Below are 3,267 nucleotides of genomic sequence, written 5' to 3'. Positions count from 1 at the left end.
ATTAAAAGGGGGACAGTATGACGTATCGACAAAGATTATCCTTATTCATTTTTATTGATTCATGTATCGTCTTAACTGCCATTTTCTTTAGTCGTTTCCTAGTCGATGGAACTTTTCATGTGGTTACTTTTCCAATCGTATTAAGTTCTGTTGTGATTTTACTAAGTCATTATTTCCTTTCATTCAAATTTCATCTTTACAAAAAAGCCTGGGAATATGCCAGTATTGGAGAGTTAGTAAGTATTTTAAAGGTCATAACAATTTCCATCCTTATTGCCTCTATTGTTCAGCAACTCATCGTTCAAGAAATACAATTCAGGTTACTAACCGTAACTTGGTTATTAAATATGTCTTTTATTGGTGGTTCCCGTTTTTGTTGGCGAATGTTTCGGGATTCATACCTTGATAAAGTAGTTAACAAAAAGAGGACCCTTATTGTTGGAGCGGGATCTGCAGGGATGATGGTGGCAAGACAACTTCTAAAAAATAACGAAGCGGATCTATTACCGATAGGTTTTGTTGATGATGATGAAAAAAAGCATAAACTTGATATTTTAGGATTACCAGTCATTGGTGGAATTAAAGAGATTGAAGCTACTGTTAATGAGTTAGAGATTGATAACATTGTCATTGCAATTCCGTCACTTAGTAAAAAGGAATTAAATATGATATTTCAGGAATGTGCAAAGACAAGTGCAAAAACGCAAATTCTCCCCATGCTTGAGGACCTGATGACAGGAAAAGTATCTGTTAAACAATTTCGTGATGTTCAGGTAGAAGATCTTCTGGGTAGAGAGCAAGTAGAGTTAGATATTAATAGTATATCTGAAAATATCACAGATAAAGTCGTTTTAGTAACTGGGGCAGGGGGCTCGATAGGTTCCGAAATATGTCGACAAGTTTCAAAGTTTAATCCGGGGCGATTAATCTTGCTGGGCCACGGTGAAAATAGCATCTATTCAATTGAGATGGAATTAAAGGAGACCTTCAAGAATACAAAAATTGAATTTATTCCAGTAATTGCAGATTTACAGGATGCAAAGAAAATGCTGATTGTTATGAGTAGATATCAACCTGACACAGTTTATCATGCAGCTGCTCATAAGCACGTTCCACTAATGGAAGCTAATCCTGAAGAAGCTGTGAAAAATAATTTAATTGGAACGATGAATGCGGCAGAGGCAGCTAGTTGGAATAGGGTAAAAACATTCGTCATGATTTCAACTGATAAAGCAGTGAATCCAACGAGTGTAATGGGTTCGACCAAAAGGCTTGCCGAAATGATTATCCAGTATATGGACGGTGTAAGTGATACCAAATTTGTTGCTGTTCGTTTTGGAAATGTTTTAGGAAGTAGAGGTAGTGTTATTCCTTTGTTTAAAAGACAAATTGAAAGTGGAGGGCCTATTACGGTCACTCATCCTGATATGGTTCGTTACTTTATGACAATTCCAGAAGCATCACGTCTAGTACTTCAAGCTGGTTCACTTGCTAAAGGAGGAGAAATCTTTGTTTTAGATATGGGTGATCCTGTGAAAATTGTTGACTTGGCCAAAAATCTAATTAAACTATCAGGAAATTCCATTGATGAAATAGGGATAGAATTCACTGGAATGAGGCCAGGGGAAAAGCTTTTTGAAGAATTATTAAAAGAGGATGAAGTCCATGAAGAGCAAATTTATCCGAAAATTTATATTGGGAAGACTTCTGAACTATTAATACAGGAAATAGAAGAGATTATCTCAACATACTCAAACCTTGATAAAGCGGAAATTAGGGAAAAATTAATTAAGCTTGCTAACTATCAAGTTAGACTAAAACCAAAATTACCAGTTCCAATGTAGAGGAGTGTAAGAAATCAATGCTAAAAAACAATTATACCTGCTGCAAGGTTAGGACCAAGATTTCTTCGAGCTAGATCTAAATAGAAAGTGGATGATTAAAATGCATAAAAAAGTGCTTTTTTGTGCAACCGTGGATTTTCATTTCAAAGCTTTTCATTTGCCATATTTGAAATGGTTTAAAGAGCAAGGATGGGAAGTACATGTAGTAGCATGTGGTGATATTAAACTTCCATATGTAGACAGAAAATATAATATTCCAATTCAACGATCTCCTTTTAACAATAAAAATATGATGGCTTATAAAGAACTTAAATCAATAATCGATAAAAATCAGTATAAAATTATTCATTGCCACACACCGATGGGCGGAGTTCTTACTAGGTTAGCAGCAAGAGATGCAAGAAAAAATGGAACGAAGGTGTTGTATACAGCCCATGGGTTCCATTTTTGTAAAGGTGCCCCACTCACAAACTGGATGATTTATTATCCAATTGAAAGAACCCTCTCAAGGTATACTGATTGCCTGATTGCGATCAATACAGAGGATTTTAACATTGCAAAGAATCATCGGTTTAAATCTAAAGAAATTGAACATGTACATGGAGTTGGGGTGAATACAGACTTTTACAAACCCGTTGAAAAAAAACAAAAATCGGTTTTAAGAAATGAACTTGGGTATGATACTCATGATTTTTTAATGTTTTACGCCGCGGAATTTAATATGAATAAAAATCAAAAATTACTGATTGAATCATTAGCCTTAATAAAAGAGGAAGTTCCGAATGCTAAGCTATTACTTGCTGGAGTCGGACCTCAACTAAAAGAATGCCAAGAACTCTCTCATAGATTAGGTGTCAATGAAATGGTTGACTTCCTTGGGTATCGGAATGATATTGATATCTTACTAAAGTTGAGTGATATAGCAGTTGCTTCTAGTCTTAGAGAGGGGCTTCCAGTAAATATTATGGAAGCGATGGCCTGTGGATTGCCAGTAATAGCAAATGATAACAGGGGGCATAGAGAACTAATTGAAAATAGCAAGAACGGTTGGTTAGTAAGGAATAATTCAGAGGATTTCTCAAAACAAATAAAGATTCTTGCAAATAATAGTGATCTTAAAACCAAATTTGGAATGGAAGGACGGAACAAGATCCTATCTATATTTTGTATCCAAAAGGTTCTTGAAGAAAAGAGCCGGATTTATAGAAATTATATGGGTGAAATGGAGGAAGTAACTTGGGCAATCCATTAAGGATCTTACATGTGGTTGTCAATATGAATCGTGGTGGAGCTGAAACCTTGATTATGAATCTATATCGGAATATTGACAGATCGAAGGTTCAATTTGATTTTCTTACATGTAAAGAAGGGGTATTTGATAATGAAATATTAAAAATGGGCGGTAAGATCCACAGAATCCCAT

The 3,267-nt window shown here is 35.2% G+C and carries 2 protein-coding genes and 1 pseudogene; all 3 read left to right on the top strand.

The features are described 5' to 3' along the window. Positions 1-17: 17 nt before the first annotated feature. The gene (locus V7137_RS25455) at positions 18-1,844 is read left to right on the top strand and encodes a polysaccharide biosynthesis protein (protein WP_335700662.1); all 1,827 of its coding nucleotides are present in this window, start codon (positions 18-20) and stop codon (positions 1,842-1,844) included. Between the two features lie 100 nt (positions 1,845-1,944). Then, positions 1,945-3,096, top strand: a complete 1,152-nt coding sequence (locus tag V7137_RS25450; RefSeq protein ID WP_335700661.1) for a glycosyltransferase family 4 protein — start codon at positions 1,945-1,947, stop codon at positions 3,094-3,096. Then, positions 3,081-3,267, top strand: a pseudogene (locus V7137_RS25445) (glycosyltransferase family 1 protein); the annotation flags it as partial. The gene V7137_RS25450 and the pseudogene V7137_RS25445, both read left to right, overlap by 16 nt.

It is taken from the genome of Neobacillus drentensis (assembly GCF_036962765.1).
GTDB classification, from domain to species: Bacteria; Bacillota; Bacilli; order Bacillales; family Cytobacillaceae; genus Neobacillus; species Neobacillus drentensis_C.
The sequence above is the reverse complement of the archived record's forward strand: the minus strand, read 5'-3'. Positions and strand labels throughout refer to the sequence as shown.